Below are 26,875 nucleotides of genomic sequence, written 5' to 3'. Positions count from 1 at the left end.
CACCGGCACCAAGGCCAGGTGAAGGTTCCGGTTCAGCGCATCAGTTCGCGGCCTGGCCTTCAGCCAGGAAGAACCAGGTCTCGAGGACCGAGTCCGGGTTCAGCGAGACGCTTTCGATACCCTGTTCCATCAGCCATTTGGCCAGGTCCGGGTGGTCGGATGGGCCCTGGCCGCAGATGCCGATGTACTTGCCAGCCTTGTTGCAGGCCTGGATGGCGTTGGCCAGCAGCTTCTTCACCGCAGGGTTACGCTCGTCGAACAGGTGCGCAATGATCCCCGAGTCGCGGTCCAGGCCCAGGGTCAGCTGGGTCAGGTCGTTGGAACCAATGGAGAAGCCGTCGAAGAACTCGAGGAACTCATCGGCGAGGATGGCGTTGGACGGCAGTTCGCACATCATGATCACGCGCAGGCCGTTGTCGCCACGGGCCAGGCCGTTTTCGGCGAGCAGGTCGACGACCTGGCTGGCCTCGCCCAGGGTGCGCACGAACGGCACCATGATCTCGACGTTGGTCAGGCCCATCTCGTTGCGTACGCGCTTGAGGGCGCGGCACTCGAGCTCGAAGCAGTCACGGAAGGTTTCGCTGATGTAACGCGAAGCACCGCGAAAGCCCAGCATCGGGTTTTCTTCTTCCGGCTCGTAGAGCTTGCCACCGATCAGGTTGGCGTATTCGTTGGACTTGAAGTCCGACAGACGCACGATGACCTTCTTCGGCCAGAACGCCGCAGCCAGGGTGCTGATGCCCTCGACCAGTTTCTCGACGTAGAAGCCGACCGGGTCGTCGTAGCCGGCAATGCGCTTGTCGACGCTCTCTTTGAGCTCGGCAGGCAGGCCTGCGTAGTTGAGCAGCGCCTTGGGGTGCACGCCGATCATGCGGTTGATGATGAATTCCAGGCGCGCCAGGCCGACACCGGCGTTGGGCAGCTGGGCAAAATCAAAGGCGCGATCGGGGTTGCCGACGTTCATCATGATCTTGAACGGCAGCTCCGGCATGGCGTCGACGGAGTTCTTGCGGACATCGAAGCCCAGCTCACCTTCGAAGATGAAACCGGTATCGCCTTCGGCGCACGACACGGTCACGCCCTGGCCATCCTTGAGCAGCTGGGTGGCGTTGCCGCAACCCACAACCGCCGGGATCCCCAGTTCACGGGCGATGATCGCCGCGTGGCAGGTACGCCCGCCGCGGTTGGTAACGATGGCGCTGGCGCGCTTCATGACCGGTTCCCAGTCCGGGTCGGTCATGTCCGAGACCAGTACGTCGCCTGGCTGGACCTTGTCCATCTCCGAGACGTCCTTGATGATCCGCACCTTGCCGGCGCCGATGCGCTGGCCAATGGCACGGCCTTCGACCAGTACGGTACCGGTCTCCTTGAGCAGGTAACGCTCCATGACGTTGGCCTGGGAGCGGCTCTTCACGGTCTCAGGGCGAGCCTGAACGATGTACAGCTTGCCGTCGTCACCGTCCTTGGCCCATTCGATGTCCATCGGGCACTTGTAGTGCTTCTCGATGATCATCGCCTGCTTGGCCAGCTCGCTGACTTCGGCGTCGCTCAGGCAGAAACGGGTGCGGTCGGCCTTGTCGACATCGACGGTCTTGACCGAGCGACCGGCCTTGGCTTCTTCGCCGTAGACCATCTTGATCGCCTTGCTGCCCAGGTTGCGGCGCAGGATTGCCGGACGGCCGGCTTCCAGGGTGCCTTTGTGCACATAGAATTCGTCGGGGTTGACCGCACCCTGAACGACGGTTTCACCCAGGCCGTAGGCGCCGGTGATGAACACCACGTCACGAAAGCCCGACTCGGTGTCGAGAGTGAACATCACGCCGGCGGTGCCGGTTTCGGAGCGGACCATGCGCTGTACGCCGGCCGACAGGGCCACCAGCTTGTGGTCGAAGCCCTGGTGCACGCGGTAGGAAATGGCGCGATCGTTGAACAGCGAGGCGAACACTTCCTTGGCCGCGCGAATGACGTTTTCGACACCGCGGATGTTCAGGAAGGTTTCCTGCTGGCCGGCGAACGAGGCATCCGGCAAGTCTTCGGCGGTGGCCGAAGAGCGCACGGCCACGGCCATGTTCGGGTTGCCCTGGGACATAGTGGCGAAGGCGGTGCGGATTTCGGCGTTCAGACGCTCGGGGAACTCGGCTTCCATGATCCACTGACGGATCTGCGCACCGGTCTTGGCCAGGGCGTTGACATCGTCAACGTCCAGCGCGTCGAGGGCCGCGTGGATCTGGGCGTTCAGGCCGCTCTGCTCGAGAAAGTCACGATACGCCTGAGCCGTAGTGGCAAAGCCGCCGGGGACCGAGACACCGGCGCCCGCGAGGTTACTGATCATCTCGCCGAGGGATGCGTTCTTGCCCCCCACATGCTCTACATCATGGACGCCGAGCTTATCGAGGGAAACTACGTACTCTACCAAGGTGATCTCTCCACTAACTGTGTTGGAAAAGCTCAGGTCGCCCGCCTGCCAGCTCTGGCTTGGCCGGGCGCTTGTGGCCTGGACCTGGAAAATAAGTGAGAATGCCGAACGCAGTGTTCGGTAAACCGAACCTATCATATCCAAGATTCGTCACCAGCTTAAGGCCCAAGGCGCAAATGAAACGATCTGCTTTCTTTATCTCCGATGGCACCGGCATCACTGCCGAGACGCTGGGACAAAGTCTTCTAGCGCAGTTCGATACCATTCCGTTCAATAAATTCACACGGCCGTACATCGACAGCGTGGAAAAAGCGCGGGTGATGGTACAACAAATCAACAGCGCCGCTGAGAAAGACGGTGTCCGTCCGATCATCTTCGACACCATCGTCAATCAGGATATCCGCGAGGTGCTGGCCACCTCCAACGGCTTCATGATCGACATCTTCTCGACCTTCCTGGCCCCGCTGGAGCAGGAACTGACCGCCCACTCTTCCTATTCGGTGGGCAAATCCCACTCGATCGGCGGCAACTCCAACTACATGGAGCGCATCGAGGCGGTCAACTTCGCCCTCGACAACGACGACGGCGCGCGCACCCACTACTACGACAAGGCCGACCTGATTCTGGTCGGCGTGTCGCGCTGCGGCAAGACCCCGACCTGTCTGTACATGGCCATGCAATTCGGCATCCGCGCGGCCAACTACCCGCTGACCGAAGACGACATGGAGCGCCTGCAGCTACCCCAGGCCCTGAAAAACCACCAGCACAAGCTGTTCGGCCTGACCATCGACCCCGACCGCCTGACCGCCATCCGCCACGAGCGCAAGCCCAACAGCCGCTACGCAAGCTTTGCCCAGTGCGAGTTCGAGGTACGCGAGGTAGAGAACCTGTTCCGGCGCGAGAACATTCCCCACATCAACTCCACGCATTTTTCGGTGGAAGAGATTTCGGCGAAGATTCTGGTCGAGAAAGGTGTAGAGCGGCGATTCAAGTAGGAGCGGGCTTGCCCCGCGATCGCGGCCTGCCAGGCACATGGCATCGCGGGGCAAGCCCGCTCCTACAGGGTCCTGAGACAAAAAAGCCCCGGCAAATGCCGGGGCTTTTTCATTTCAGCTCACACTCAGGACGGCACCACCGTCGCCTGGCCACTCAGGGCCAGGTCGACCAGCTCACGGTTGGCCACCGCGTACATGGCGTAATCGGTACCGGTCGCAGCACGCAGCTCGTCGAGCATGGCGCGCCAGCGCTCGACCATGACCCGGTGCTGATCCAGCCACAGGGCCACCCGGGCGTCCATGTCCTCTGGCGCATCGACCATCTGCAGTACCGAGATGGTAATCGCCCGCTGCTGCAGGTCGATGTCATCGCGGAAGGCTTCACGGGCCAGGGCCTGCCAGTTGTTTTCCACCGGCAGGTTGCTGATTTCCTGCAAGTACCAGGTCAGGTCCAGGGCACTGCCAACGGCGAAGAACGCCTTGGCCACTTCGGCCGGGTCCTGGCCAGTGACGTCGGAGGCCTCGATGATCGGCAACAGGGTGTACAGGTGCGTAGTACCGGCCACCATGCGCGCCAGCAGCTCCGGCACGCCGGCTTCGACGAAGCCCTGGTAACGGGTCATCCAGCGCTCGCGGGTCGGCCCTTCCAGCAGTTCGTCGAGCTTCAGGCCCAGGGCGGCGATCTTCGGCCCGAAGTGCGCCACGTCACGGCCAGCATCCTGCTCGTTGCGACGGCTGCGCAGGAACCAGCGGGTCGCACGGCGGCCCAGGCGCATCAGCTCGTCCATCAGGGTCAGCTGGATCTCAGCCGGGACCTGATAGTCCAGGGCCTCGATCTGACGGAACCAGTGCGGCAGGTGGAAGATGTCACGCACGATCACGTAGGCACCAGCGACGTTCGCCGGGCTCATGCCGGTGGACTCTTTCAGGCGCTGAACGAAGGTGATACCCATGTTGTTGACCAGATCGTTGGCGATCTGGGTGCTGACGATCTCGCGCTTCAGGCGATGGCGACGCATGGCCTCGGCGAACTTGCTCACCAGCGACGGCGGGAACGCGGTTTCCATGTCGCGGGTCAGGTAGTCGTCGTCCGGCACCAGCGACTTGAGCAGTTGCTCCTTGAGGTCGATCTTGCTGTAGGAGATCAGCACCGACAGCTCGGCACGGGTCAGGCCCTGGCCAGCCGCCAGGCGCTCGGCCAGTTGCTCTTCGGTGGGCAGGAACTCGATGGCGCGGTCCAGCTTGCCACGGCCCTCAAGATCGGCCATCAGCCGCTTGTACTCGGCAATGCGTTCCTTGGCCCGACGTGCAGCCAGCGACAAAGCCTGGGTCTGCTTGTAGTTGTTGCCCAGCACCAGGCCGGACACTTCCTCGGTCATGCTGCCCAGCAGCTGGTTGCGCTGTTTCTCGGTCATGTCGCCAGCCTGCACCACTTCGTTGAGCAGGATCTTGATGTTGACCTCGTGGTCGGAGCAGTCCACGCCACCGGCGTTGTCGATGAAGTCGGTGTTGGTGGCGCCGCCATTGAGGCCGAATTCGACCCGGCCCAGCTGGGTCATGCCGAGGTTGCCGCCCTCGCCTACCACCTTGCAGCGCAATTCGTTGCCGTCGACACGCAGAGCGTCGTTGGCCTTGTCGCCAACATCGGCGTGGCTTTCTTCACTGGACTTGACGTAGGTACCGATACCGCCGTTCCACAGCAGGTCAACCGGCGCCTTGAGCAGTGCGTTGAGCAGCTCGGTCGGGGTCAGTTTGTCGGCTTCGATGGCGAAGCGCTCTTTCATCTGCGGGGTGATCGCGATGCTTTTCGCGCTACGCGGGAAGATCCCGCCGCCTTCGGACATGATGCTGGTGTCGTAGTCGCTCCAGGCCGAACGCGGCAGGTCGAACAGGCGCTGGCGCTCGGCAAAGCTGCTGGCCGGCTCCGGGTTCGGGTCGATGAAGATGTGCAGGTGGTTGAACGCCGCCACCAGTTGCAGCTTGTCGGACATCAGCAGGCCGTTGCCGAACACGTCGCCGGCCATGTCGCCGACGCCGACCACGGTGATCGGGTCTTCCTGGACGTTGATGCCGCGCTCACGGAAGTGACGCTGCACGCCAACCCAGGCGCCACGGGCAGTGATGCCCATTTTCTTGTGGTCGTAACCGGCCGAACCACCGGAGGCGAACGCATCGCCGAGCCAGAAGCCGTAATCGATGGCAATGCCGTTGGCGATGTCGGAGAAGGTCGCGGTGCCTTTGTCGGCGGCCACTACCAGGTACGGGTCATCGTCGTCATGGCGCACGACGTTGGCCGGCGGCACCAGGGCGCCGTCCTTGAGGTTGTCGGTGATGTCCAGCAGGCCGGAAATGAAGATCCGGTAGCAGGCGATGCCTTCGGCCTGGATATCGTCACGGCTGCCGCCCAACGGCAGGCGACGCGGCAGGAAGCCACCCTTGGCGCCGACCGGCACGATCACCGAGTTCTTCACCTGCTGGGCTTTTACCAGGCCCAGCACTTCGGTACGGAAGTCTTCTTCGCGGTCCGACCAGCGCAGGCCGCCGCGGGCGACGTTGCCAAAGCGCAGGTGCACGCCTTCGACCCGTGGCGAGTAGACGAAGATCTCGAACTTCGGCACCGGCTTGGGCAGCTCGGGGATCAGCTTGGGGTTGAACTTGAAGCTGAAGTACGACTTGTTATGGCCCTGGGCATCGGTCTGGTAGAAGTTGGTGCGCAGGGTGGCCTTGATCAGGTCCAGGTAGCGACGCAGGATGCGGTCTTCGTTGAGCACCTGAACGTCGTCCAGGGCGGTCAGAATGGCCTGTTCCAGACGCTGCTGCTTGTCGTCGAGGTCGTCGCTGGCGAGCTTGCGCGCCAGGTAGAAGCGGGTCTTGAACAACCGGGTCAGCTCACGGGCGATGTCGGTGTGGTTGTTCAGGGTGCTGGCGATGTAGCCCAGGTCGAAGCCCAGGCGGATCTGCTTGAGGTAGCGGGCGTAGGCACGCAGCAGCGCCACGTCGCGCCACGGCAAGCCGGCGGTCAGCACCAGGCGGTTGAACGCGTCGTTCTCGGCATCGCCATTGACGATGTGCACGAACGCATCCTGCAGGGTGTCGTTGAGCTGCTGGATGTCGAGGTTCAGGCCTTCGGCGGCAGTGAAGGCAAAGTCATGAATCCAGTACTCGCGGCCATTGGCATGGCGCAGGCGATACGGGAACTCGCCGAGCACGCGCAGGCCGAGGTTTTCCAGGATCGGCAGGACATCCGACAGCGCCAGCGGCGTATCGGCGTGGTACAGCTTGCAGTGCAACTGCTGTTTGCCGGCCTGGGTCAGCGGCTGGTAGAAGCTCATGACCAGCGGCTTGCGCTCGGACAGGGTCATCAGGTGCTGCATGTCGACCACCGCCGAATGGGCGGCGAAACGCTCGCGATACCCAGCAGGGAAGCCTTTCGGGAAGTCGGCCAGGACGTTGGTGCCCTGGGCTTCGCCGAAACTTTCGACGGTCAGGCTGGCGTAGTCGTCCTGCCACGAACGGCAGGCCTGGATCACTTCGTTTTCCAGCTGTTGCGGGTCAATGTCGATGCGGTTTTTCGGATCGACACGCAGGATCAGCTGTACGCGGGCCAGCACCGACTCGGAGAAGAAGGTCCAGAACTCGCAGTCGCTGGCCTTCAGGCGCTCCATCAGCACCTGCTGGATCTTCTGCCGTACCTCGGTGGAGTAGATGTCGCGCGGCACGTAGGCCAGGCAGTAACAGAAGCGGCCGTACGGGTCCTTGCGCAGGAACACGCGAATCTTGTTGCGCTCCTGGATCTGCACGATCGACATGACGGTGGTGAACAGCTCGTCGACCGGGGTCTGGAACAGGTCGTCACGGGGCAGCACTTCCAGGACCTGGGCCAGTTCCTTGCCCAGGTGGGCTTTGGGGTCGAAGTGCGAGCGGCGCTCGACTTCGGCGACCTTGCCACGGATGTACGGGATGGCGCGCACGCTCTCGCCATACACCGAGGAGGTGTACAGGCCCATGAAGCGGCATTCCTTGATGACCTTGCCGTCGGCATCGAGCTGGCGGATCGACACGTAGTCGGGGTAGGCCGGACGGTGCACGCGGCTTGGGTGCGCAGCCTTGGCAAAGGACAGCAGCAGCGGCTCGTTGAGGTAATTGACGGCGTAGTCTTCGATGCGCAGGTCTTCGGCGGTGAGACCGGCGCGCAGCAGGCGGGTCAGGCCGAGGAACGACTGCTCGTCGTATTGCAGCTGGCCGCCCTGGGCGTCGCCATGGACGACGAATTCTTCGTAGCCGAGGAAGGTGAAGTGGTTGCCCAGCAGCCACTCGAGGAATGCCTTGACCTCGGCCTTTTCGTTTTGTGCCGGGGCGTAGGCGGTCTGCTCGACCAGCGCCACGACCTCGCGCAGCTTGACCTTCATCGGTTCGAAATCGGCGACGGCAACGCGCACTTCAGCCAGCACCTGCTCAAGCTCACGGGTCAACACGTTGAGTTCGGCGGTGTTGGCGCAGCGGTCGATCTCCAGGTACATCAGCGATTCTTGCAGCACGCCCCCGCCCTGGGTGCCCTTGGGCAGGATTTCCAGCAGCTCGCCTTTCGGCCCGCGACGCACGCTCAGTACGGTGGTCTGCAGGGTATGGATGCTGTAGCCGCGGCGGTTGAGCTCGGTGCGCACCGAGTCGACCAGAAATGGCAGGTCATGGTGCAGGACTTCGACCGCGGTGTGGGTCGACTGCCAGCCATGACGCTCGTAATCGGGGTTGTAGACGCGAACCTGGGGCTGGGAGTGCTCGAAACGCTCGATGATGCGCCAGGCAGAGAGGGTGCAACCGGCCAGGTCCGACATGCGGCGCTGGGTGAGTTCGTCCAGAGAGATGATGCCGAAGAACTGTTCGGCGAACAGCGCCACTTGTGGCAGTGCCTGCTCGCTGATGTGCTGCGCCAGGGCCGCTTGCAGTTGATGCTGGAAGTCGGCTTTGCTGGCTGCGGTGAAAAACGCCATCTGTGGTACTCCGCTTGGGCTTTATTATTGAGTGAAGCGTCGCGCGCGTCCGCCGTGTACGGATCAACGATAGCCAACCCGTAGCAGGAAGACGGTAAAACCATAGAAACAGGCGCTCGAGGTGACCTATGAGTCACATCTTCCCGCTCCACGGATGGGCATCTGCAAAAACGACTGCCGGGCGGGCTGTGTCTTTACGGGTGTCCATCGACAGCGCAGCTTAACGAGTGCCCGCCCGCCCCTGCTTGCGGTGCTGCGACATATTCGGTCATTGAGGTGCAAGCGCACGTTTATCCACAGGCCGAAGACTGGCAGAATCGTGTTTCAACTTATTGATCGAGTCGCTCATGCAACTGACAACCGCCCTGCTCTTCGCCACCCCCTGCGATGATGAAGAAGACAACATGGCTACCCTGTGCTGCCACAGCGACAAGGGCCAGATGTTTCTCATGACCCGCTATCCGGACGAAGACCGAGTGGACATTACCCTCGACGAGCATTACGCACCCGTCGAAGGTTTGAAGGTCACGTTCAGTGCCGAAAGATTGCTGATTGAAGTTGCCCCGCTGGATGCCGACGCCCTCGGTGGTGACGACCATCTGGAAATTATCCTGACCTCGAAAGGCACCGACCTCGCCGAAGTCGAAGAAACCCTGCAGAACATTCTCAAGGACACCGGCACCTACGTCAGCGAGCTGTAATCGCCCACGGGGTTTCTTGACAAGGAACCGTTACAAAAGGCATTGTCTGACAACCTGACTAATGAGCCACCCCTCATGCTTGAGCTTCAGCGCCCCGACACCCTGGTTGAACGGGTTGTCGGCGCCATCCGCGCCGAAATCGATTCCGGTCGCCTGGCGGCCGAATCGCGCCTGCCCACCGAACAGCAACTGGCCGAGCAATTGAACGTCAGCCGCTCGGTGGTGCGCGAGGCGGTGGCCCAGCTCAAGGCGGACGGGGTGCTGATCGCCCGCCGCGGCCTGGGGTCGTACATTTCGCAAACCCCGACCGGCACGGTGTTCCGCTTCCCTTCTGCGCAAGGTCGCAGCCCGGACCTGGTGCAGATGTTCGAAGTGCGCCTGTGGATCGAGACCCAGGCCGCTTCGGTAGCCGCCCAGCGCCGCGACGCCGCCGACCTGGCACGCATGAGCAAGGCCCTGCAGGAGATGCTCGACAAGCGCAGCGAGTTTGCCGTGGCTGCCGCCGCTGACGTGGAGTTTCACCGCGCTATCGCCGAGGCCAGCAAGAACGATTATTTCGTCGCCTTCCATGACTTTCTGCGTGGCCAGTTGGCCGCGGCCCGCCGCACCGCCTGGGAAAACTCCGCAGCGCATTCGGTGGGCGGTTCGGCCGATGCCCACCGCGAACACCAAGCGCTGTACCAGGCCATCGCCGATGGCGACCGGCTTGGCGCCGCAGCCTGCGCCGAAGCGCACCTGCGGGCCTCGGCCAAACGCCTGAAACTGGACCTGCCGAGTATCGACTGAACCACCCTTTAGAATGGGCGCTGCACCATGGCGCCCTTTTGTTTGACCTACTTAGTCTGACAACCTGATAAGCAGACTCTCTGATAAGAACAAGCCAAGGTGACACCTGCATGATCTACGACTACTGCATCATCGGCGGCGGCATCGTCGGCCTCGCCACCGCCATGGCGCTGCTGGAACGCCAACCGGGCGCCTCCCTGCTGATTCTGGAAAAGGAAAGCAGCCTGGCCAGGCACCAGACCGGGCACAACAGCGGCGTGATCCACGCAGGGATCTACTACGCGCCGGGCAGCCTCAAGGCCGACCTGTGCAAGCGCGGCGCCCAGGCCACCAAAGAGTTCTGCACCGAGCACCAGATCAAGTTCGAGGTCTGCGGCAAGCTGCTGGTGGCTTCCACGCCGCTGGAGGTCGAGCGCATGCACGCCCTGTACGAACGCTCGCAGCAGAACGGCCTGAAGGTCGAACAGCTGGATGCCAAAGAGCTGCAACGGCGCGAGCCAAACATCGTCGGCCTCGGCGGCCTGTTCCTCGACGCCACCGGCATCGTCGACTACAAGCAGGTCTGCGAAGCCATGGCCCGGGTCATCCAGCGATTCGGCGGCGAAGTGCAGTTGCAGACCACCGTGCGGGCCATCGTCGAAACCGCCGACAAGGTCACCATCAGCAGCGACGACAAAGTCTGGAGCGCCCGCCAACTGGTGGCCTGTGCCGGCCTGCAATCCGACCGCCTGGCAACCCTGGCCGGGGTCAAGATCGACCACCAGATCATCCCCTTCCGGGGCGAATACTTCCGCCTGCCAGCGGCCAAGAACGACATCGTCAACCACCTGATCTACCCGATCCCCGACCCGCAGCTGCCGTTTCTCGGCGTGCACCTGACGCGGATGATCGACGGCAGCGTGACCGTCGGGCCCAACGCCGTGCTGGGACTGGGCCGGGAGAACTACCGCAAGTTCTCGGTGAACTGGCGCGACGTGGCCGAATACGCGCGCTTTCCGGGGTTCTGGAAAACCATCTGGAACAACCTTGGTTCCGGCACCGCCGAGATGAAGAACTCACTGTTCAAAAGCGGTTACCTGGAGCAATGCCGCAAATACTGCCCATCGCTGAATATCGAAGACCTGCTGCCCTATGAAGCCGGCATCCGCGCCCAGGCAGTGATGCGCGACGGCACCCTGGTGCACGACTTCCTGTTCGCCGAAACACCACGCATGGTGCACGTCTGCAATGCGCCATCGCCGGCGGCCACTTCGGCCATCCCGATCGGCCAGATGATCGCCGAACGAATTTTCAAGGCCCGCTGAATCCTGCTGCACACCTAACTACAAAGACAAAAAAGGAAAACCCCACATGTCCCTACATGAGGCGGCTGCGGCCGCGACCGAAACCCCGGAACAGAAACGCAAACGCCTGCGCAAAGTCGCTGCGGCAACCATTTTCGGCTCGATGCTGGAGTGGTACGACTTCTACCTGTACGCGACCATGGCGGCAATCGTGTTCTCGAAGATCTTCTTCGACCCGAGCAACCCGGCGGTGGCTTCGCTGCTGGCGTTTTCCACCTTCGCCATCGGCTTTATCGCCCGCCCCTTCGGCGGCGTGCTGTTCGGCTACCTGGGCGACCGCTTCGGGCGCAAGCAGGTGCTGGTCATCACCTTCTGCATGATGGGTGTGTGCACCACCCTGATCGGCCTGATCCCCAGCTACGCCTCGATTGGCATCTGGGCGCCGATCATCCTCGTGCTGGTGCGCATCATTCAGGGCCTGGGCGCCGGTGCCGAGCTGTCTGGCGCGGCGGTGACTTCCTACGAGCACGCCAGCGAAGGCAAGCGCGGCAGCCAGGGTGCCTGGCCGGCGCTGGGTTTGAACCTGGGCCTGCTGCTGTCGTCGCTGACCGTGTACCTGTTGACCATGAACGGCAACGAGTTCCTGCTCTCCGGCGGCTGGCGCATCCCGTTCATCTGCAGCATCGTGCTGGTCGGCGTGGGCCTGTGGGTGCGCAAAAGCATCCCGGAAACCCCGGATTTCAAAGAACTCGACAAAACCCCGGCCAAAGACCAGGTATCGCCACTCAAGCTGCTGTTTCGCAACGACCTCAAAGGCTTGGCCGTGGTGTTCTTCGTGGCCATCGGCTACAACGCCCTGAGCTACATCTTCAAGACCTTCTCGCTGGCCTACCTGACCCAGTACAAAGGCGTCGAAGCCCATGTCACCTCGTTGTCGGTCACCATTGCCAGCCTGGTGGCAATCATTGCCGTGCCGTTTTTCGGCTGGCTGTGCGACAAATGGAGCAGCAAGACTGTGCTGATGCTTGGCGGGATGTTCTCGGTGCTGTTCGCCTACCCGTTCCTGACCCTGCTCAACACCGGCGAGCCGATGATGATCTACCTGGCGATTGCCATCGGTACCGGCATCCTCGCACCGATGATGTTTGCCCCGCAGGGCTCGTTCCTCAGCCGTCAGTTCCCGACCCAGACCCGCTCTTCGGGCTTTGGCACCGGGCGTGAAGTCGGCACCGCCGTGGCCGGCGGCCTGGCACCGCTGGGCGGCCTGGCGCTGGTGGCCAACTCGGCGACCCACTCCACTGACGGCGTGGCGCTGATCCTGGTGGTGGCGGCGGTGTTTGTGGTGGTGTTTGCCCTGTGTGACCAGGGGCGCAAGCATTCCAGCTTCAAGAACTGAGTCATGGCCATCGCGGGGCGATCCGACTTGCCCCGCGATGCTTTTCGCCCCCGGATGCATTAAAGTATCAGCCCCCGCCCGGGCGCTTTTACGCCGCACGCCCTGGCTTTTTTCCAGGAACCTTCAACGATGGAACACCGTGAGGCGCTGATCGCGCTGCGCACCTTTCTTTCAACCCAGATCCTGGGCCAGGAAAAACTCGTCGAGCGCTTGCTCATCGTGCTCCTCGCCGACGGCCACATGCTGGTCGAAGGCGCCCCGGGCCTGGCCAAGACCAAGGCCATCAAGGAACTGGCCGAAGGCGTTGAAGCCGAATTCCATCGTATCCAGTTCACCCCCGACCTGCTCCCGGCCGACATCACCGGCACCGAGATCTATCGCCCGGAAACCGGCAGCTTCGTGTTCCAGCAGGGACCGATCTTCCACAACCTGGTGCTGGCCGACGAAATCAACCGCGCCCCGGCCAAGGTCCAGTCGGCGCTGCTCGAAGCCATGGCCGAACGCCAGGTCAGCGTCGGGCGCAGCACCTATGAACTGTCGCCACTGTTCCTGGTGATGGCCACGCAAAACCCGATCGAGCAGGAAGGCACCTACCCTTTGCCTGAGGCCCAGCTCGACCGTTTCCTCATGCACGTCAAGATCGGCTTCCCGGATGCCGCCGTCGAGCGACGCATTCTGCAGCAGGCCCGTGGCGAGGCGCTCAATGGCGAGACCAAGCCGGAGCGCCGGGTCAGCCAGCAGGCGATCTTCGCCGCGCGCAAGGAAATCCTCGGCCTGTACATGGCCGATGCGGTAGAGGAATACCTGGTGCAACTGGTGATGGCCACCCGCACCCCGGCCAAGTTCGACCTGGAGCTGGCCGACTGGATCGCCTACGGCGCCAGCCCGCGCGGCTCGATTGCCCTCGACCGCTGCGCGCGGGCCCATGCCTGGCTGGCCGGGCGCGACTTCGTCAGCCCCGAAGATATCCAGGCAGTGCTGTTCGACGTGCTGCGCCATCGCATCATTCTTTCCTTCGAGGCCGAGGCCGCCGGGATTGACCAGGACCGGGTGATCCAGCGCATCCTCGACGTCGTCGCCGTCGCCTGAGCCCATGCCCAATCGCCTGTTGGCCGCGCCCGGAATCCGCATCAGCCTCGCCGAGCTGATCGAGATGCGTCATCGCGTGCGCGAAGTGCAGCTGTTCTCCCGGCCGGGCCAACGCAGCCCGCTGGTCGGCCTGCACCACTCGAAACTGCGCGGGCGCGGGGTCGACTTCGACCAGGTGCGGGTCTACCAGGCCGGCGACGATGTGCGCAACATCGACTGGCGGGTGACCGCGCGCACCCAGGAGCCGCACACCAAGCTGTTTCATGAGGAACGCGAGCGGCCAATCTTCATCCTCGTCGAACAGAGCCAGCGGCTGTTCTTCGGCTCGGGGCTGATGTTCAAGTCGGTGCTCGCCGCCCAGGCTGCCGCCCTGATCGGCTGGGCCGCGCTGGGCCACAACGACCGCATTGGCGGCCTGGTGTTCGGCGACAACGAGCACTACGAGATCAAACCGCGGCGCAGCAAGCAGAGCCTGCTGCAACTGCTCAACCGCCTGGCGCGGGTCAACCAGTCGCTGCATACCGAAGCCGTGCCCCAGGCCGATAGCCTGGGCATCGCCTTGCGCCGCGCCCGCGAAGTGCTGCGCCCGGGCAGCCTGGCAATCATCATCTGCGACGAGCGGGCGCTAACGCCTGCGGTCGAGCAGCAACTGAGCCTGCTTTCGCGCCACTGCGACCTGCTGCTGTTGCCGCTGTCCGACCCGCTCGACCATGCCCTGCCCGCCGCCGGCCTGCTGCGCTTTGCCCAGCGCGGTGCGCAACTGGAGCTCGACACCCTCGACCCGACCCTGCGCAAGAGCTACCGCCAGCAAAGCGAAGCGCGCATCGAGCGCTGGGAGCTGCTGGCGCAAAAGCTGCGGGTAGTGCTGATGCCGCTGAGCACCCAGAGCGAGATGATCGAGCAACTGCGCGAATACCTCAACGCGCAACGACCAGGGAAATCCTCGTGAACCCGCTCGATCAGTTGCAGCCCTTGATCACCCCGGCACCGATCAATTGGTGGCCGCTGGCCCCGGGCTGGTGGGCACTACTGTTGCTACTGCCGCTGCTCGGTTGGGGCATTTGGCGTCTGCGCCATTGGCGCCCGGGCAAAAAAGCCATCGTGCGCGCCGAACTGCCCCTGGACCCGGTACGCGTCGAAGCCCTGGCCGAACTCGCGCGCCTGCCCAAACCCTACGACGGCGCCCCGGCCGGGGCCTGGCTGCAGCAGATCAACGCCCTGCTCAAGCGCCTGTGCCGCAATCATTACCCGGGCAGCCACAGCCATACCCTCAACGGCCGCCAATGGCTGGCGTTTCTCGATAACCGCTGCCCGGCCGCCGGCCTGACCCGCTGGATGGTGCTGGTCGAAGGCGCCTACAAGCCCGAATGCAAACTCGACGACAAAGCCATCAACGGCCTCAACCAGTCGGTCGAAACCTGGATCCGCAAACATGTTTGAACTGGCCTGGCCGTGGATCTTCGTGCTGTTGCCGCTGCCCTGGCTGGCGCGCCTGCTGCTGCCGGCCGCCGACAGCGGCGAGCCGGTGCTCAAGGTCAGTTTCCTCGATGAACTCGAAGGCCTGGCCGGCCGCCGCGCGCGCCTGAACCTGCCGACCTGGCGCCAGCAAGCGCCGTTCGTGCTGGTCTGGCTGTTGCTGCTGTTCGCCGCCGCTCGCCCACAGTGGCTGGGCGAGCCGCTGCCGGTGGCCGCCAGTGGCCGCGACCTGCTGGTGGCGGTGGACGTCTCCGGCTCCATGGACTTTCCCGACATGCAGTGGCAAGGCGACGACGTCAGCCGCCTGACCCTGGTCAAGGCCCTGCTCGGTGACTTTCTCGAAGAGCGCCAGGGCGATCGCGTCGGCCTGATCCTGTTCGGCAGCCAGGCCTACCTGCAAGCGCCACTGACCTTCGACCGGCGCACCGTGCGCACCTTCCTCGACGAAGCGCAGATCGGCATCGCCGGCAAGAACACCGCCATTGGCGACGCCATCGGCCTGGCCCTGAAGCGCCTGCGCCAGCGCCCGGCACAGAGCCGCGTGCTGGTGCTGGTCACCGACGGCGCCAACAACGGCGGGCAGATCCACCCGCTGACCGCAGCGCGCCTGGCCGCCCAGGAAAACGTGCGCATCTACACCATCGGTATCGGTGCCGACCCGGAACAGACCGGTGCCGCAGGGCTGCTGGGCATCAACCCAAGCCTGGACCTGGACGAAGCCTCGCTCAAGGAAATCGCCGCGCTGACCGGCGGCAGCTACTTCCGCGCCCATGACGGCGCAGAACTGCAGGCCATCGGCCAAGCCCTCGACCGCCTCGAACCCGTAGCCCAGCAGCCAACCCAGGCGCGCACCGCCGAGGCGCTGTACAGCTGGCCGTTGGCCCTGGCGTTGTTGCTCAGCGTGCTGCTGGTGATCGAGCAACAATGGCCAGACAACCTGTTGCAGCGCCTGCTGCGGCGCCCACGCTTCTTGCAGCCACACCCGCAATGGCGTCAACGCCTGCAACGGCTGCGCTTGAGGAGACGGCGATGAGCGAACCGTGGCCGCAATGGTTGCGCCCGCTGTGGCTGATCATCCTGCCGCTGCTGGCCTGGCTGCTGTGGAAGCTCTGGCACCGGCAAAAACGCGCCGGCCGCTGGCAGATGATCTTGCCTGCGGCCTTCCATGCCGTGCTGCTCGGCGGCGGCAACGGCCGCGACAGCAAACTGCCGTGGATCGCCCTGGGCCTTGCCTGGGTGATCACCGTACTGGCCTTGGTGGGCCCGAGCTGGCAGCGCCTGGAAGACACCCGCCAACGCCCGGCCGACCCGCTGGTGATCCTGCTTGAGCTGACCCCGCAGATGCTCGCCGACGACGCCGCGCCAAGCCGCCTGGAACAGGCCCGGCGCAAGATCCTCGACCTGCTCGAGCACCGCCGCGACAGCCAGACTGCGATCATCGTCTACGCCGGCAGTGCCCACACCCTGGTGCCGCTGTCCGACGACCTGGCCACCAGCCGCAACCTGCTCGAAGCGCTGGACCCGGCGATCATGCCGCAAACCGGCCAGCGTGCCGATCTCGCCGTGCGCAAGGGCCTTGCCCTGCTCGCCCAGGCAGGCATCGGCCAGGGTCGGCTGCTGTTGATCGGCTCCGCGCTCGATGCCCAAGAACGTCAGGGCATCGTGCAAGCCCTCGGCCGCCAGGGTCCGAGCCTGTTGATGCTCGGTGTCGGCAGCGCCGAGGGCGCGCCGGTCAAGCAGGCCAATGGCGAATTCCTCAAGGACGACCAGGGCGGCATCCTCTTGCCGCGCCTCGACAGCGCCAGCCTCAAGGCCTTTATCAACAGCACCGGCGGGCGCTACCGCAGCGCCCGCATCGACGACCTCGACCTGCGTGGTCTGCGCCTGTTCGACAACCCGCGCAACCTGCGTGACGATGGCCAGACCGTGCAACTCGACAGCTGGGCCGACCAGGGCTACTGGCTGTTGCTGCCACTGTTGCTGCTGGCCGCCTGCGCCGGCCGCCGCGGCTGGCTGTTCTGCCTGCCGTTGCTGCTGGCCCTGCCGCAGCCCGGTTACGCCTTCGAGTTCAACGACCTGTGGCTGCGCCCCGACCAGCAAGGCCAGCGCCTGCTTGAGCAGCAGCGCCCGGCCGAGGCCGCGCGGCACTTCCAGGACCCGCAATGGAAAGGCTTGGCGCTTTTCGAGGCCGGCGACTTCAACGGCGCCGCCCGCCAGTTCGCCCAGGGCAACAGCGCCGCCGACCATTACAATCGCGGCAACGCCCTGGCCCGCAGCGGTGAACTGGAAGCGGCGCTGGATGCTTACGAACAGGCCCTTGAGCGCCAAGCCGAACTGCAACCGGCGCTGGCCAACAAGGCCCTGGTCGAACAATTGCTGCAACAGCGTCAGGCCGAACAGGCACCCGAACAGCCGCCCGAAGATAACCCGCAGAGCAACCCCAACAGCAGCGACGCCGCCAGCAGCTCGCAGAACGCCCAGGACCAGGCTGCGGCGAAACCACCGGAAGTAGCCGATGAAGCGGGCAAACCTGAGGACAACGCCAACGAGCAGGCGCAAAACCAGGCCAGCGGCGCGGACGACGATGACACTACCCGGCCACCCCAGCGCCCGACCGACAGCAGCCTCGATGCCGAACAGCGCCAGGCCCTGGAACAATGGCTGCGACAGATCCCGGACAACCCGGCCGAGCTGTTGCGGCGTAAATTCTGGTATGAACAGCAACAACATCAGGAAACCCATCGATGAGTCGCGTCTGCGTCCTGGTCTTCAGCCTCTTTCTCGCCCTGCAGGTGCAGGCGGCGGCGCTGCTCGCCAGTGTCGACCGCACCCGCCTGAATGCCGGCGAAACCCTTGAGCTGACCCTCGAGACCCAGGACGTCACCCAGTTCGGCAAGCCCGACCTGACGCCGCTGGACGCCAGTTTCGAGGTGCGCGGCACCCGTCAGGTCAACAGCCTCAACAGCCTTGACGAAAACAGCGCCAACACCCGCTGGATCATCACCCTGCTGCCGCGCCAGAGCGGCAGCGTGGAGATTCCGGCGTTGCAGCTGGGGGAGGTGCACAGCCAGCCGATCAGCCTGCAGATCCAGGCCAACGAGGTCAGCAGCGAAAACCACGGCCCGGTGTTCATCGACGCCAGCCTCGATCAGCCGGAAGTCTACGTGCAGGCCCAAGCGGTACTGACCCTGAGCATCTATCACTCGGTACCGCTGTACGATGACAGCAGCCTCAGCCCGCTGCAGCTGGACAACGCCAAGGTCGAGCCGCTGGGTGAGTCGCGCACCTTCGAGAAAGTCATCGACGGTGTGCGCCACGGCGTGATCGAGATGCGCTATGCGATCTACCCACAGCAAAGCGGCGACCTGAAAATCCCCGCCCTGACCTTCAGCGCCACCGCCGCACAGAATGACGCCGAGCAGGAGCTCAACACCCCGCGCGCCGGCAAGCAGGTGCAGGTCAGCTCAACGCCGCTGGTGCTGACGGTCGAGCCGATCCCGGCCGACTACCCGGCCGATACACCCTGGCTGCCGGCCAACAGCCTGACCCTGGAAGAGCACTGGAGCCCGGACCCGGCGCAGCAGCAGACGCAGATCGGCGACTCACTGACCCGCACCGTGATCCTCCAGGCCGAGGGCTTGTCCAGCGCCCAGTTGCCACCGCTGCCCGGTACCGAGGTGACCGGCCTGCGTCGCTACCCGGACCAGCCGCAACTGCGCAACCAGGTCAACGATCGTGGCCTGCTCGGGGTGCGCGAAGAGCGCGAGGCGCTGGTGCCGACCCACGCCGGCAGGCTGGAACTGCCGAGCCAGGAAGTGGTCTGGTGGAACACCCGCGAAGATCATCTGGAGCGCAGCAACCTGCCAGCGCGCAGCCTGCAGATCCAGGACAACCCAGCGCTGAGCGGCGACAAGCCAGCCAGCGTCGATCCGCTGACGGTGCAAACCTACCTGCTCTGGCCCTGGCAGTTGAGTACCCTGGTGCTGGCCCTGACCACCCTGCTCGGTTTTGCCCTGTGGTGGCGGGCACGTTCGCAACCGGCGGTACTGCGTGCCGCGCAAACCGGGCCGAGCCCGCGCACTTTGCTGGATGACCTCAAGCGCGCGTGCCAGGCCAACGACCCTCAAGCGACGCGCCAGGCTCTGGATGCCTGGGCGCGCCAGCAACCGGAAACCCTGGCCGAGATGGCCGCGCGTTTCGTGCCGCTGTCCGATGCCCTCGACGGCCTCAACGGCGCGCTGTACAGCGAAAGCGGGCAGTATTGGCAAGGTGAAGAATTATGGCGGGCCATTGGCACCATCCCGGCCGCCGAGCAGGTCCAGCCTGCGCAAAGCGAGAACGGCAGCTTGCCGCCGCTGTACCCCAAATAACCTCAAGGCGTGACGCCCCGGGCGCCACGCCGGCACACTGCGGAACCCTTCATGCGTCTGTTTCACACCTCCGACTGGCACCTGGGACAAACCCTGCACGGCCAGGAACGCGACTTCGAACACGCCTGTTTTCTCGATTGGCTGCTCGGCCAGCTCAAGCTGCGCCAGCCCGATGCCCTGCTGATTGCCGGCGACATCTTCGACACCGTCAACCCGCCGGTCAAAGCCCAGGAACAGCTCTACGACTTCATCGTCCAGGCCCACGAACAGCAGCCCAAGCTGAACATCGTGATGATCGCCGGCAACCACGATTCCGGCTCGCGTATCGAATTGCCGGCGCCGCTGATGCGCAGTCTGCGCACCCATGCCCTGGGCCGCGTGCAGTGGCTGGATGAAGGTGAGCTGGACAGCGAGCGCCTGCTGATTCCACTGACCAACGCCAAGGGCAAGGTCGCCGCCTGGTGCCTGGCGCTGCCGTTCCTGCGCCCGGCGCAAGTTACCGGGGCGCACCTGGGCGATGACTACCTGCGCGGCATTGCCCAGGTCCACGAAAAACTCACCGCCGCCGCCCTGCAACGGCGCAAGGCCGGCCAGGCGCTGATTGCCGTGAGCCACGCACACATGGCCGGCGGCTCGATCTCGGAAGACTCCGAACGCAGCCTGATCATCGGCAACGCCGAAGCCCTGCCGGCGCGGCTGTTCGCCCCCGAAATCAGTTACGTCGCCCTCGGCCATCTGCACAAGCCGCAGAAGGTCAACCGCGAAGAGCGCATCCGCTACAGCGGCTCGCCCATTCCGCTGTCGTTCTCGGAAATCGGCTATCAGCACCAGATCCTCGAGATCGAGCTGGACGGCGCCAACCTCGTCAGCGTCGAATCACGCCTGGTGCCGCGTGCCGTGCACCTGCAACGCCTGGGCCCGGCACCGCTGGCCGAAGTGCTCGAACAACTGGCCGAGTTGCCGGTGGTCGACCTGCTCGACGACCCGCAGCGCCAACCCTGGCTGGAGATCCGCGTACGCCTGGACGAACCCCTGCCTGACCTGCGCGCCCAACTCGAAGGCGCCTTGCACGGCAAGGCCGTGCGTCTGGTGCGCATCGCCGCCGACTATGCCGGCAATGGCCGCAGTGAAGACGACAGCAGTGCCGACTTGCTGGAGCTGGGCCAACTGACCCCGCACGAGCTGTTCAGCCGCGCCTGGGAGCAGGCCTATGGCAACGCCGTCGATGAACAGACCCTGGCCGACTTTGCCCTGTTGCTGCAGGACGTCCAGCAGGAGGAAGAACAGCCATGAAGATTCTCGCCATTCGCCTGAAGAACCTGGCCTCTCTGGAAGGCCCGGTCGAGATCGACTTCACCGCCGAGCCGCTGGCCAGCACCGGCCTGTTCGCCATTACCGGGCCCACCGGCGCCGGCAAGAGTACCCTGCTCGACGCCCTGTGCCTGGCGCTGTTCGGCGCCGTGCCGCGGCTGAACAACATCGGCCGCGAGACCAAGCTGCCGGAAGTCGACAGCGACATCCTCACCAGCGACCCGCGCACCCTGCTGCGCCGAGGTTCGGGCAGCGGCTTTGCCGAGGTGGATTTTGTCGGCATCGACGGCCGCCGCTACCGCGCACGCTGGGAAACCAACCGCGCCCGCGACAAGGCCAACGGCAAGCTGCAAGGCAGCCGCCAGAGCCTGCACGACCTGGACAGCGAGCAACTGCTGAGCAACCAGAGCAAGGCCGAATACAAGCAACTGATCGAGTCGCGCCTGGGCCTGAATTTCGAACAGTTCACCCGCGCGGTGATGCTCGCCCAAAGCGAGTTCAGCGCCTTCCTCAAGGCCGATGACAAAGAGCGTAGCGAGCTGCTGGAAAAGCTCACCAACACGGCGATCTACAGCCAGTTGGGGCGCCGCGCCTACAGCAAGAGCAAGGAAGCCGAAGAGGCGCACAAGGCCCTGCAGGATCAGGCCAGCGGCGTCCTGCCCATGGCCGCCGAGGCCCGCGCCGAACTCGACCAGCGCTACACCCAAGCGCTCGAACGGTTCAAGGCCGAACAGGCGCAACTGCGCCAGTTGGAACAGCAACGCAGCTGGCTCAGTGAGCTGTTGCAACTGCAGGAGCAACTGCAGGCCAGCAGCGCCCAACTGCACAGCGCCCAGCAACACAACGACAGCCTGCATGGCGAGCGGCTGAAGCTGGCGCGTCTGGACCAGTTGGCGCCGCAGCGTCACCAGTTCGCCCGCCAGCAGGCGCTCACTGCCCTGCTCAGCCCGTTGGCGATGAGCATCGCCGCGCAGCGCCAGCAGCATGAGCAGCTGCACAGCCGCCAGCAGCAATTGCAGGATGAACAGGCCAAGGCCCGTGAAACCCTGGCCCAGGCCCTGGCGCAACAGAGCGAAAGTGCACCAGCGCTACGCCAGGCCTTTGCCGAACAGCACACCCTGGCCCGCCTGCAACAGGAACTGGCCAGCAGCGCGACGCTCAAGCAACAGGCCGAACAGGCCAGTGCCGAAGGCCAGCAACAGCTGCTGAGCCTCAATGAACAGCAGCGCCTGAGCGAACAACGCCTGCAGCAGATCGGCGAGCAGCTTGAGCAAAGCGTGGCGCTGGCCGGGCTGAGCGAAGCCTGGAACGCCTATCGCGACCGCCTGCAGCAACTGATGCAATTGGGCAACCGCCTCAATCAGGGCCGCGCCGAACTGCCCGGCCTGCAGCAACGTGCCAGCCAGGCCCACGCCCAACTTGAAGAGCAGCGCGCCGCCCTGGCCCTGCTCTACCGCGAAGCCGAGGCCGAACCCGAGGCCCTGGCCGAACAAATCGGCCTGCTCGGCGAGCTGCTGCAGAAAAACCGCCAGCAGCAGCGTCAGGTCGAAGAGCTGAGCCGACTGTGGAGCAACCAGCAGGACCTCGAACAGCGCCTGCAAGCCCTGCGCGAACGCCAGCAGGCCGCCCTGCAGCAGCGCGAACAGCTGATCAGCGAAGGCCTCAACGGCAAGAACCAGCTAACCGCCGCCGAGCAAGCGCTGAACGTCACTCGCCAGTTGCTCGAACGCCAGCGCCTGGCCCGCAGCCAGAGCGTCGAAGAGCTGCGCGCACAGTTACAGGACGACCAGCCCTGCCCGGTCTGCGGTAGCCAGGAGCACCCGTACCACCAGCCCGAAGCCCTGCTGCAAAGCCTCGGCCGCCATGACCAGAACGAAGAGGCCAACGCCCAGCAAGTGGTCGACGGCCTGAAGAAGCAGCTTGATGAACTGCGCACCCAACTGGGCGGGGTCAACGGCCAGATCAAGGAATACCTGCACCAGCAGGAGCAACTGGGCAACCAGCAACAGGCGCTGCTGCCCAGCCTCGAAGCGCACCCGCTGTACCCGTCGCTGGCCGATCAGGACGCCAGCCAGCGCAGCAACTGGCTGGACTTGCAGGCGCGCAACCTGAACCACGGCATCAGTCGTGACGAGCAGCGCCAGAACGCCCTGCTGACCCTGCAAAAAGACGCCAGCCGCCTGCAACAGCAAGTGCACGCGGCCCAGGAAGCCAGCCAGCAGGCCAACCAGCACCTGAGCCAGCAGCAAACGGCGCTGGCCAGCGATGAAGAGCGCCTGGAGCAAGAGCTGGCCAGTTTCGCCAGCCTGTTGCCCGGTGACATCCTCAATGACCTGCGCCAGGAACCGGCCGCCGCCTTCATGCGCCTGGACCAGCAACTGGCCCTGCGTCTGGACCTGCTGCAACGGCAAAAGGACGAACACCAGGAGCACGGCGAACGCCAGCAGACCCTGGACAAAGCCCAGCTGCAGCAACAGGCACGGCTGCAAAAGCAGGAAGAACTGCAACAGCAGTTCACTGAGCTGGAACATCAGCATCAACTCAGCCGCGACAGCCTCGCCAGCTTGCTCGGTGAACAGTCCAGCGCCGAGCACTGGCAGCAGAACCTGGAACAGGCCGTGGAGCACGCGCGCCAGGCCGAAGCCCAGGCGCTTCAACAGCTGCAGGAGACCCAGGCACGGTTGATCGAGCTGGCCGCCGAGCTCAAGGCTAAAGGCGAACGCCAGAGCAGCCTGGAACAGGAACACCACGAGGTTCGCGCCCAGATCGAACAATGGCGCCAGGGCCACCCGGAGCTGGACGACAGTGGCCTGGAGCAACTCCTGGCACTGGACGACAACGCCGTGGCACAACTGCGCCAAGGGCTGCAGGGCAGCGAAAAAGCCATCGAACAGGCCCGTACCCTGCTGCACGAGCGCCAGCAACGCCTGGACCAGCACCAGGCCCAGGGCAATGCCGAACTCACCCGCGAAGCGCTGGAGCAGTCCCTCGACAGCCTGCAGTTGCAACTGGCAGCCAGCGAACAGACCTGCGCCGAACTGCGTGCCGCCCAGGCCGAAGACCAGCGCCGGCAGCTGGCGCACCAGGCCCTGGCCGAGCAGATCGCCAGCGCCTACAGCGAGTGGCAGCGCTGGGCCCGGCTCAACGCGCTGATCGGCTCGGCCACCGGCGATACCTTCCGCAAGATCGCCCAGGGCTACAACCTCGACCTGCTGGTGCATCACGCCAACGTCCAGTTGCGTCAGCTGGCTCGGCGCTACCGGCTCAAGCGCGGTGGCAGCCTGCTCGGCCTACTGGTGCTGGATACGGAAATGGGCGACGAACTGCGCTCGGTGCACTCGCTGTCGGGCGGCGAAACTTTCCTGGTCTCGCTGGCCCTGGCCCTGGGCCTGGCGTCGATGGCCTCGAGTACCCTGCGCATCGAATCGCTGTTTATCGACGAAGGCTTCGGCAGCCTCGACCCGGAATCGCTGCAACTGGCCATGGACGCCCTCGACGGCCTGCAGGCCCAGGGCCGCAAGGTCGCGGTGATCTCCCACGTGCAGGAGATGCACGAGCGCATCCCGGTGCAGATCCAGGTGCGCCGCCAGGGCAATGGCCTGAGCACGGTGGAAGTCAGCGGATGATCCTCTACTCGTTCCGCCGCTGCCCCTGGGCCATGCGTGCGCGCCTGGCGCTGCGCTATGCCGAGTGCCCGGTGGAGATTCGCGAAGTCAGCCTCAAGGCAAAGCCGGCCGAACTGCTGGCGCTGTCGCCCAAGGGCACGGTGCCAGTGCTGAGCGCTGGCGACCTGGTGCTGGAAGAGAGCCTCGACATCATGCGCTGGGCCCTGGCCCGGCACGACCCGCAGGACTGGCAACTGGCGGCCGACCCGCAGGCGGCGCAGGCCGCCGATGCGCTGATCGAGCGCAATGATCGCGAGTTCAAAGCGCAGGTCAATCTGTACAAATATGCTGAACGTTACCCGCAGCACTCACGCGAGGAGTACCGGGCACAGGCTGAAACCTGGCTGGCCGAGCTGAATGAGCGACTGGTGCACCAGGCGTACCTGTTCGCTGATCATCCCAGCCTGGCTGACGCGGCGTTGCTGCCGCTGATGCGCCAGTTCGCCGGGGTGGAGCCGGAATGGTTCGCCCAGGCGCCCTACCCGCACGTGCGGGCGTGGCTGCAGGGCTGGCTGGAATCGGCGCTGTTCAAGGCGATCATGGCGCGATGAGGCCAGAAGCTACAGCGCCAGAATCGGCGAAGAATAGAGGAACAGCAACACCGCCAAAATTCGCCATTTCATGCCTGCATCCTCTGACGTCAATAAATTAGCGTCAAATTCAATCACATGGCGATGTGCTATTACCAGAAAAATCTACCGGCTCAGTGTTGCGATTTGTGGTCCAGCGCGGCGTAGAAGTTGGCACTTTGTTGCAGGTATTTCTGGGTGTAGCTCTGAGTCGACGATTTGCGCTCGCTAAGCTCGACATGGGCGTTGGCCGGCAGGACCACCGAAGCAGAAATGGCGGAAGCGGCGATGACCGGAAAAAGGTTGAAGTTCATGGCGCTGACCTCGAAGTCTGTGGTTTGAAGTGGCCGCCTGGGGCCGTGGTTCAAACTTACGCCGCTGACGCGGCGCACAGAAATTCATTGCAGCAGTAGCCAACATCAAGGCAATTGATAGTCAGTTGACGAACTTCAGGTCCGAGGGGGCATCCTGGTCCAGCTTCTGCACGGTTTCACCGAGCAGGCCACTGCGCGGATCCCGGCGGATCACCACGATCTGGTTGCTCTTCTGGTTGGCCACCAGGAGGAACTTGCCGGTGGGGTCGAGGGTGAACTCCCGTGGGTGATCGCCTTCGACACTGCGCCGCTGCACCTGCATCAGCTTGCCGGTCTTGTCATCGACGGCAAACACCAGCAGCTCGTTGGCCGTACCGCGGTTGCTGACATACAGAAAGCGCCCGTCAGCCGACAGGTGCAAGGCCCCCGCCGCCCTGGCCGAGGCATCGGTCTGCTCGGTCAATGGCAGGCGCTGAAGCTCCAGCAGCTTGCCGCCGTCCTGATAATCGAAAGCCACCACCTGCGCGCTCATTTCCAGAGTCAGGTAGGCATGCTTGCCATCGCGGTCAAACAGCAAATGCCGCGGCCCGCTGCCCGGCGGCAGGCTGACCGGCTCGAGCGCGCTCAATGGCTGCGTGGGGCTGGCGCCGTCGTAGCGGTAGACAAACACCCTGTCGGCGCCAAGATCGCTGGCAAACACGTATTCGCCATCGTCGGACGACACCACCGAATGCACGTGCGGCCCGGTCTGGCGCTCCGGGTTGACGCCGCTGGGCTTGTGCCGGTCTTGTTGCACCGACGCCTGCAGGTGGCCGTTACGGTCTACCGGCAACACGCTGAGGCTGCCGCCCGGGGCAGGCAACACGCCGTAGTTGGCGACGAACAGGTAGCGCTGGTCGTGGCTGAGGCTGGAATGGGTCGGCTCGTCGCCCTGGCTTGGCACCTGGCTCAGGGCCTTGAGGCTGCCGTCCTTGCCGATGGCAAAACTGCTGACCTGGCCATTGCCGGCGCCATTCTCGTTGACCGCGAACAGCAGGCGCTTATCGACCGAGAGGGTCAGCCAGGACGGGTTTTCACTCATGAGAATCTGCAGCGGCGTGGGATCGATCTGGCCGCTGTCGCTGTTGAAGCGGTAACGGTAGATACCTTCGCTGCTGCCTGCGGTGTAGCTGCCGACCAGCAGGTCGTGAGCCTGGGCGGTGAGAGTCAGGCACATGCTACTGGCGATCAGCAGATTCTTCAGCAGGCGCTTCATCTTCGTCCTCATCGCTGGCACTAAAGGCACTCATACAGACTAGCCGATGCTCGCCAGTGTCGGCGTTGATCAGCCAGTCGGCACCTTCAGCACGGGCGGCGCCGATCTGCTCCGGGGTGAACGACCATTGTTTAAGAACGCGGCCGTCCATCAATTCGATGCGCAGGCCGGTTTCGTCGAAAGTGAAGTCAAAGGCGTGCAGGCCGTCGATTGTGAGCATGTCGCAGGATTCGAGGGCTTGGGAGAGGGTTGTCATTG

Annotated in this window: 19 protein-coding genes; 14 read left to right on the top strand and 5 right to left on the bottom strand. The window is 64.3% G+C overall.

The genetic code is table 11. The features are described from left to right. Positions 1-40: 40 nt before the first annotated feature. Positions 41-2,416: a phosphoenolpyruvate synthase gene (ppsA, locus tag F8N82_RS05675; RefSeq protein WP_038994245.1), complete on the bottom strand. Its 2,376-nt coding sequence runs from the start codon at positions 2,414-2,416 to the stop codon at positions 41-43. A 176-nt stretch (positions 2,417-2,592) separates the two neighbouring features. Here ppsA and ppsR point away from each other — a divergent pair, with 176 nt between their 5' ends. Next, positions 2,593-3,411, top strand: coding sequence for a posphoenolpyruvate synthetase regulatory kinase/phosphorylase PpsR (gene ppsR / locus F8N82_RS05670; RefSeq protein WP_038994244.1), 819 nt, complete (start codon positions 2,593-2,595; stop codon positions 3,409-3,411). Between the two features lie 125 nt (positions 3,412-3,536). Here the strand turns inward: ppsR and F8N82_RS05665 are convergent, their stop codons facing one another. After that, the gene (locus tag F8N82_RS05665) at positions 3,537-8,402 is read right to left on the bottom strand and encodes an NAD-glutamate dehydrogenase (protein WP_038994243.1); all 4,866 of its coding nucleotides are present in this window, start codon (positions 8,400-8,402) and stop codon (positions 3,537-3,539) included. 347 nt (positions 8,403-8,749) lie between these two features. Between F8N82_RS05665 and F8N82_RS05660 the strand changes: the two genes are divergently transcribed. The 13 genes from F8N82_RS05660 to F8N82_RS05600 all read left to right on the top strand — a co-directional run bounded on the left by F8N82_RS05660 (position 8,750) and on the right by F8N82_RS05600 (position 25,030). After that, entirely contained in the window at positions 8,750-9,103 is a 354-nt protein-coding gene (locus tag F8N82_RS05660; RefSeq protein ID WP_038994241.1) for a hypothetical protein, read from the top strand. A gap of 75 nt (positions 9,104-9,178) precedes the next feature. After that, positions 9,179-9,889, top strand: coding sequence for a FadR/GntR family transcriptional regulator (locus F8N82_RS05655; RefSeq protein ID WP_038994239.1), 711 nt, complete (start codon positions 9,179-9,181; stop codon positions 9,887-9,889). Positions 9,890-9,999: 110 nt separating this feature from the next. After that, entirely contained in the window at positions 10,000-11,193 is a 1,194-nt protein-coding gene (lhgO, locus tag F8N82_RS05650; RefSeq protein WP_038994237.1) for an L-2-hydroxyglutarate oxidase, read from the top strand. A gap of 46 nt (positions 11,194-11,239) precedes the next feature. Then, the gene (locus F8N82_RS05645; RefSeq protein WP_038994236.1) at positions 11,240-12,568 is read left to right on the top strand and encodes an MFS transporter; all 1,329 of its coding nucleotides are present in this window, start codon (positions 11,240-11,242) and stop codon (positions 12,566-12,568) included. Positions 12,569-12,697: 129 nt separating this feature from the next. Continuing rightward, positions 12,698-13,657 (top strand): AAA family ATPase, encoded by a 960-nt coding sequence (locus tag F8N82_RS05640; RefSeq protein WP_038994235.1) that lies wholly within the window; start codon positions 12,698-12,700, stop codon positions 13,655-13,657. Between the two features lie 4 nt (positions 13,658-13,661). After that, the gene (locus F8N82_RS05635) at positions 13,662-14,606 is read left to right on the top strand and encodes a DUF58 domain-containing protein (protein ID WP_038994234.1); all 945 of its coding nucleotides are present in this window, start codon (positions 13,662-13,664) and stop codon (positions 14,604-14,606) included. Then, the gene (locus F8N82_RS05630; RefSeq protein ID WP_038994233.1) at positions 14,603-15,097 is read left to right on the top strand and encodes a DUF4381 domain-containing protein; all 495 of its coding nucleotides are present in this window, start codon (positions 14,603-14,605) and stop codon (positions 15,095-15,097) included. Before F8N82_RS05635 ends, F8N82_RS05630 begins: the two co-directional genes overlap by 4 nt. Next, complete coding sequence (locus tag F8N82_RS05625) at positions 15,090-16,166, top strand: vWA domain-containing protein (RefSeq protein ID WP_038994232.1); 1,077 nt, start codon at positions 15,090-15,092, stop codon at positions 16,164-16,166. The genes F8N82_RS05630 and F8N82_RS05625 overlap by 8 nt, the downstream gene beginning before the upstream one ends. Next, the gene (locus F8N82_RS05620; RefSeq protein WP_038994231.1) at positions 16,163-17,881 is read left to right on the top strand and encodes a VWA domain-containing protein; all 1,719 of its coding nucleotides are present in this window, start codon (positions 16,163-16,165) and stop codon (positions 17,879-17,881) included. Before F8N82_RS05625 ends, F8N82_RS05620 begins: the two co-directional genes overlap by 4 nt. Beyond that, complete coding sequence (locus F8N82_RS05615) at positions 17,878-19,503, top strand: BatD family protein (RefSeq protein ID WP_038994230.1); 1,626 nt, start codon at positions 17,878-17,880, stop codon at positions 19,501-19,503. The genes F8N82_RS05620 and F8N82_RS05615 overlap by 4 nt, the downstream gene beginning before the upstream one ends. A 51-nt stretch (positions 19,504-19,554) precedes the next feature. Then, positions 19,555-20,796 carry an exonuclease SbcCD subunit D C-terminal domain-containing protein gene (locus tag F8N82_RS05610; protein WP_038994229.1) on the top strand — a complete coding sequence of 414 codons (1,242 nt, stop codon included), beginning with the start codon at positions 19,555-19,557 and terminating at the stop codon, positions 20,794-20,796. Continuing rightward, the gene (locus F8N82_RS05605) at positions 20,793-24,440 is read left to right on the top strand and encodes an AAA family ATPase (protein WP_038994228.1); all 3,648 of its coding nucleotides are present in this window, start codon (positions 20,793-20,795) and stop codon (positions 24,438-24,440) included. The genes F8N82_RS05610 and F8N82_RS05605 overlap by 4 nt, the downstream gene beginning before the upstream one ends. After that, positions 24,437-25,030 carry a glutathione S-transferase gene (locus F8N82_RS05600; RefSeq protein ID WP_038994227.1) on the top strand — a complete coding sequence of 198 codons (594 nt, stop codon included), beginning with the start codon at positions 24,437-24,439 and terminating at the stop codon, positions 25,028-25,030. The genes F8N82_RS05605 and F8N82_RS05600 overlap by 4 nt, the downstream gene beginning before the upstream one ends. Positions 25,031-25,182: 152 nt before the next feature. On the opposite strand, the gene F8N82_RS05595 is transcribed toward F8N82_RS05600, so the two are convergent. From F8N82_RS05595 to F8N82_RS05585, 3 genes are all read right to left on the bottom strand, one after another. Beyond that, positions 25,183-25,362 carry a hypothetical protein gene (locus tag F8N82_RS05595; RefSeq protein ID WP_010223291.1) on the bottom strand — a complete coding sequence of 60 codons (180 nt, stop codon included), beginning with the start codon at positions 25,360-25,362 and terminating at the stop codon, positions 25,183-25,185. A 121-nt stretch (positions 25,363-25,483) separates the two neighbouring features. Further along, on the bottom strand, positions 25,484-26,629 hold the full coding sequence (locus tag F8N82_RS05590) for a lactonase family protein (protein WP_038994226.1): 1,146 nt from the start codon (positions 26,627-26,629) through the stop codon (positions 25,484-25,486). After that, complete coding sequence (locus F8N82_RS05585) at positions 26,580-26,873, bottom strand: DUF5629 family protein (RefSeq protein ID WP_038994224.1); 294 nt, start codon at positions 26,871-26,873, stop codon at positions 26,580-26,582. The genes F8N82_RS05590 and F8N82_RS05585 overlap by 50 nt, the downstream gene beginning before the upstream one ends. Between the last annotated feature and the right edge of the window lie 2 nt (positions 26,874-26,875).

Source organism: Pseudomonas fluorescens, from assembly GCF_902497775.2.
Taxonomy (GTDB): Bacteria; Pseudomonadota; Gammaproteobacteria; order Pseudomonadales; family Pseudomonadaceae; genus Aquipseudomonas; species Aquipseudomonas putida_F.
The sequence above is the reverse complement of the archived record's forward strand: the minus strand, read 5'-3'. Positions and strand labels throughout refer to the sequence as shown.